The organism is uncultured Limnohabitans sp. (assembly GCF_937889215.1).
In the GTDB taxonomy this organism is placed as follows: Bacteria; Pseudomonadota; Gammaproteobacteria; order Burkholderiales; family Burkholderiaceae_C; genus Limnohabitans_A.
Genome location: NZ_CALBEX010000129.1, coordinates 1 through 5,560 on the forward strand (window position 1 = coordinate 1; position 5,560 = coordinate 5,560).

The 5,560-nt window shown below is 56.9% G+C and carries 1 protein-coding gene and 1 pseudogene; both read right to left on the reverse strand.

What is annotated here, in order from left to right; all coding sequences use genetic code 11:
- Positions 1 to 1,238: pseudogene (locus Q0341_RS03355) on the reverse strand (DNA-directed RNA polymerase subunit beta'); the annotation flags it as partial.
- A 23-nt stretch (positions 1,239 to 1,261) separates the two neighbouring features.
- The gene (rpoB, locus tag Q0341_RS03360) at positions 1,262 to 5,386 is read right to left on the reverse strand and encodes a DNA-directed RNA polymerase subunit beta (protein WP_299510552.1); all 4,125 of its coding nucleotides are present in this window, start codon (positions 5,384 to 5,386) and stop codon (positions 1,262 to 1,264) included.
- Positions 5,387 to 5,560: the final 174 nt, after the last annotated feature.

Below are 5,560 nucleotides of genomic sequence, written 5' to 3' on the forward strand. Positions count from 1 at the left end.
ACCTCTTCCAAGATGTCCCAGACCACTGGCGTGCCGGCTTCAACTTCTTTCTTGGCGGCCTTGATGGTGGTCGCGATGCCCATGGCTTCGAGACGCGCAAAGATGAAGGGCTTGAACAACTCAATGGCCATCAACTTGGGTAAGCCGCACTGGTGCAGTTTGAGTGTTGGGCCCACGGTGATCACAGAACGGCCGGAGTAGTCGACGCGCTTGCCCAGCAAGTTCTGACGGAAACGACCGCTCTTGCCTTTGATCATGTCGGCCAAAGACTTCAGCGCGCGCTTGTTGGCGCCAGTCATGGCCTTGCCACGGCGGCCGTTGTCCAGCAAGCTGTCCACGGCTTCTTGCAGCATCCGCTTTTCGTTGCGGGCAATGATTTCAGGTGCTTTCAGTTCCAGCAAACGGCGCAGACGGCTGTTGCGGTTGATGACGCGGCGGTACAGGTCGTTCAGGTCAGAGGTCGCGAAGCGGCCGCCATCCAGTGGCACCAGCGGACGCAGGTCCGGTGGCAGCACGGGCAGCACTTCGAGCACCATCCACTCGGGCTTGATGCCCGATTTCTTGAAGGCTTCCAGCACTTTCAAGCGCTTGGAATTTTTCTTGACCTTGAGCTCGGAGCCGGTCAAGTCACCACGCAGGCGCTCGATTTCACTTTCGATGTCAATGCTCTGCAGCAATTCTTTGATGCCTTCGGCACCCATCTTGGCCACGAACTCGTCACCGTATTCGGTGACTTTGGCGTCGTAATCGTCTTCGGTCATGATGCCGAACTTTTTCAGCGGGGTCATGCCGGGATCGGTCACCACATAGGCTTCAAAGTACAGCACGCGTTCGATGTCGCGCAGTGTCATGTCGAGCACCAAGCCCAAACGCGATGGCAATGACTTCAAGAACCAGATGTGGGCGCAAGGCGCGGCCAGATCGATGTGGCCCATGCGCTCGCGACGCACTTTGGTTTGTGTGACTTCAACGCCGCACTTTTCGCAGATCACGCCGCGGTGCTTAAGACGCTTGTACTTGCCGCACAAGCATTCGTAGTCTTTAATGGGGCCAAAAATTTTGGCGCAAAACAGACCATCGCGTTCGGGCTTGAAGGTGCGGTAGTTGATGGTTTCCGGCTTTTTCACTTCACCGAAAGACCACGAACGGATCTTCTCGGGCGATGCCAGGCCGATGCGGATGGCATCGAAGTGGTCATCGGGCGTGAACTGCTTGAACAGGTCGAGTAGTGATTTCATGGTTTAAATCCTTTGCCTGTGAATTAAGAACGCTCGAGCTCGATATCAAGGCCCAGCGAACGGATTTCCTTGACCAGCACGTTGAACGATTCGGGCATGCCCGCCTCGATGGAGTGTTCGCCCTTGACGATGCTCTCGTACACCTTGGTACGGCCTTGCACGTCATCTGACTTCACGGTGAGCATCTCTTGCAGAACGTAAGAGGCGCCATACGCTTCCAAGGCCCACACTTCCATCTCACCGAAACGCTGACCACCGAACTGGGCTTTACCACCCAGCGGCTGCTGCGTGACCAAGCTGTAAGGACCGGTTGAGCGGGCGTGCATCTTGTCGTCCACCAAGTGGTGCAGCTTCAAGAAGTGCATGTAGCCAATGGTGGTCGGACGGTCGAAAGCATCGCCTGTGCGCCCGTCAAACAAATTCGCTTGTGTGCGTGTGGCTGTCAGACCCTTGGCTTTGGCCAAGTCTTCCGGGTAAGCCAAATGCAACATGGCGCGAATTTCTTCTTCAGCAGCTCCGTCGAACACGGGCGTGGCGAATGGGAAACCCTCTTTCAGGTTGCTAGCCATGTCCAACACTTCGTCATCGCTCAGCTGCGACAAGTCTTCCTTGCGGCCCATGCTGTTGTAGAGCTGCTCGAACAGCTTGCGCAGGTCGGCAATCTTTTCCATGCGTTGCGTTTCGGCTTGCAGCATGTTGCCAATGCGTTGGCCAATGCCTTTGCCGGCCCAGCCCAAGTGGACTTCCAACACCTGACCCACGTTCATACGTGAGGGAACGCCCAAGGGGTTCAACACGATATCGGCGGGTGTGCCGTCGGCCATGAAAGGCATGTCTTCGACGGGCACGATCTTGGAGACCACACCCTTGTTGCCGTGGCGACCGGCCATCTTGTCACCAGGCTGCAAGCGGCGCTTGACGGCCAGATAGACCTTGACCATCTTGAGCACGCCCGCTGGCAATTCATCGCCCTGGGTGAGCTTCTTGCGCTTTTCTTCAAAAGACAAGTCGAAACTGTGACGGGTTTGCTCCAGCGAGTTCTTGATGGACTCGAGTTGCATGGCTACGTCGTCTTCAGCCGGGCGAATATCGAACCAATGGAACTTGTCCACGGATTCCATGTACGCCTTGTCGAGCTTGGTGCCTTTGGCCAGCTTTTGCGGGCCACCGTTGGCCACGCGGCCCACCAGCAACTTCTCGATACGGTCAAACGCGTCGGCTTCCACAATGCGCAGCTGGTCGTTCAGATCCAGGCGGAAACGCTTGAGTTCGTCGTCGATGATCTGCTGGGCGCGCTTGTCGCGCACGATGCCTTCACGGGTGAAGACCTGCACGTCGATCACAGTGCCTTGTGAACCCTGATCCACGCGCAGCGAAGTGTCTTTCACATCGCTGGCTTTTTCGCCGAAGATGGCGCGCAGCAATTTTTCTTCAGGCGTGAGGGTGGTCTCGCCCTTGGGTGTGACCTTGCCCACCAACACATCACCGGGTTGCACTTCTGCGCCCACGTAGATGATGCCGGAATCGTCCAAACGGCCCAGTTGTTGCTCGGACAGGTTGGGGATGTCGCGCGAAATTTCTTCGGCACCCAACTTGGTGTCGCGGGCCATGACCACGAGTTCTTCGATGTGGATCGAGGTGTAGCGGTCTTCTGACACCACACGCTCAGAGATCAAGATCGAATCTTCGAAGTTGTAGCCGTTCCAGGGCATGAAGGCGATCAGCATGTTCTGACCGATGGCGATTTCGCCCAGGTCGGTGGATGCGCCGTCGGCGATCACGTCACCCTTGGCCAGCTTGTCGCCACGCTTAACGATGGGACGCTGGTGGATGTTGGTGTTCTGGTTGGAACGCTGGTACTTGATCAGGTTGTAGATGTCCACACCCACTTCGCCGGCCAAAGCTTCTGCGTCGTTCACGCGGATCACGATGCGGGTCGCGTCAACGTAGTCCACGATACCGCCACGGGTGGCGGTCACCACGGTGCCCGAGTCGACCGCTGCGACGCGCTCGATACCGGTACCGACCATGGGCTTTTCAGGGCGCAGCACAGGCACGGCCTGACGCGACATGTTGGCACCCATCAAAGCGCGGTTGGCGTCATCGTGCTCCAAGAACGGCACCAAAGAGGCCGCTACCGACACGATCTGCGCTGGAGACACGTCCATGTACTGAATGCGCTCGGCACCACACAAAATGGATTCACCCTTTTCACGGGCAGATACCAAGTCACCGGTCAGCTTGCCGTCTTTGTCCAATGTGGCATTGGCCTGGGCGATGACATATTTGCCTTCTTCGATGGCCGACAGATAATCGATGTCCATTGTCACTTTGCCTTCGACCACACGGCGGTACGGGGTTTCGATGAAACCGTACTCGTTCAGGCGGGCGTACAAAGCCAACGAGTTGATCAAGCCAATGTTTGGACCTTCAGGTGTCTCGATCGGGCAAACACGACCGTAATGGGTCACGTGCACGTCACGCACTTCGAAGCCAGCACGCTCTCGGGTCAAACCACCAGGGCCAAGGGCCGAAACACGGCGCTTGTGGGTGATCTCGGCCAGCGGGTTGGTCTGGTCCATGAACTGCGACAACTGCGATGCACCGAAGAACTCTTTCAAGGCCGCAGAAATCGGCTTGGAGTTGATCAGGTCGTGCGGCATGAGCGGCTCTTGCTCGGCCTGGCCCAAACGCTCTTTCACGGCTTTTTCGATACGCGCCAAGCCGGTACGGTATTGGTTCTCGGCCAACTCACCCACGCAACGCACGCGGCGGTTACCCAAGTGGTCGATGTCATCGACTTCGCCATTGCCGTTGCGCAAGTCGACCAAGATCTTGACCACGGCCAAGATGTCTTCGTTGGTCAACACCATGGGGCCAGTGGATTCACTGCGACCGACACGGGCGTTGAACTTCATGCGACCCACGCGCGACAAATCGTAGGTGTCGGGGTTGTAGAACAAGCGCTGGAACAAGGCTTGCACCGCGTCTTCGGTTGGCGGCTCGCCTGGGCGCATCATGCGGTAGATGGCCACGCGTGCGGCGAATTCGTCCACGGTCTCGTCGATGCGCAGGGTTTGCGAGATGTACGCACCCTGGTCCAATTCGTTCGTATAGATGCAAGGCAAATCTTGGATGCCCGAAGTGCGCAGCTTTTTCAACAAGGTTTCGGTCAACTCTTCGTTGGCCTTGGCAATGATCTCGCCTGTATCGGCTTCCACAATGCTGCGTGCCACCACGCGACCCAACAGGTAGTCCTCAGGCACGCTGATGTGCGTGGTGCCAGATTGCTCCAACTCGCGGGTGTGGCGCACGGTGATGCGCTTGTCCTTGGCCACCACGACTTTGCCGGACTTGTCGGTGATGTCAAAACGGGCCACCTCGCCGCGCAGACGCTCGGCCACAAATTCCATTTGTGCGCCACTGTCCATCAGGCGGAAATTGTCGTTCACGAAGAAGTTCGCCAGGATCGACTCGGGGTTCAGGCCAATGGCTTTGAGCAGAATCGAGACGGGCATCTTGCGGCGACGATCGACACGGAAATACAAGATGTCTTTGGGGTCGAATTCGAAGTCGAGCCAAGAGCCGCGGTAAGGGATGATGCGTGCGCTGAACAGCAATTTGCCCGAGCTGTGGGTCTTGCCCTTGTCATGCTCGAAGAAAACGCCTGGCGAACGGTGCAACTGAGACACGATCACGCGCTCGGTGCCGTTGATGATGAAAGAGCCTTTGTGGGTCATCAAGGGCACTTCGCCCATGTAGACTTCTTGCTCTTTCACTTCCTTGACCACCTTGTTTTGTGAGGTCGAGGAATCGCGGTCGTAAATGATGAGTTGTACGCGTGCGCGCACAGCCGAAGAGAATGTCAGCCCACGGGTCTGGCACTCACGAACGTCGAACGCTGGCTTGGCCAGGTTGTACTCGACGAATTTCATCTCCACAAAGCCATTGTGAGACACGATCGGGAAGGCCGATTCAAAGGCAGCTTGCAGGCCTTCGTGCGTACGTTTGGATGAAACCACACCGGCTTGCAAGAAGGACGTGTAAGCGTCTTTTTGCATTTGCAGCAGGTATGGAACTTCGAGCACGCTTTCGCGGCTGCCGAAACTTTTGCGGATTCGCTTGCGTTCGGTGTATGAATAGGCCATGAGATCTCCGGGCTTGATCTTTCAGAACTGATTGTTGAGCGAGCTGTTGCACTCTCTCAACGGTCTTGGCGGCTGGCCACTACCAGCGTTGGCGGACGATTGCGCATTGCACGCAACCCGTACCAAGGGTTTTCTGCAGTCGGGTCAGAAAACACTGAAAAGTAGACTTTGGTG

Bases quoted from the DNA above. Each gene is read 5' to 3' on its own strand.
- rpoB (WP_299510552.1), bottom strand. From the start codon at position 5,386: ATGGCCTATTCATACACCGAACGCAAGCGAATCCGCAAAAGTTTCGGC.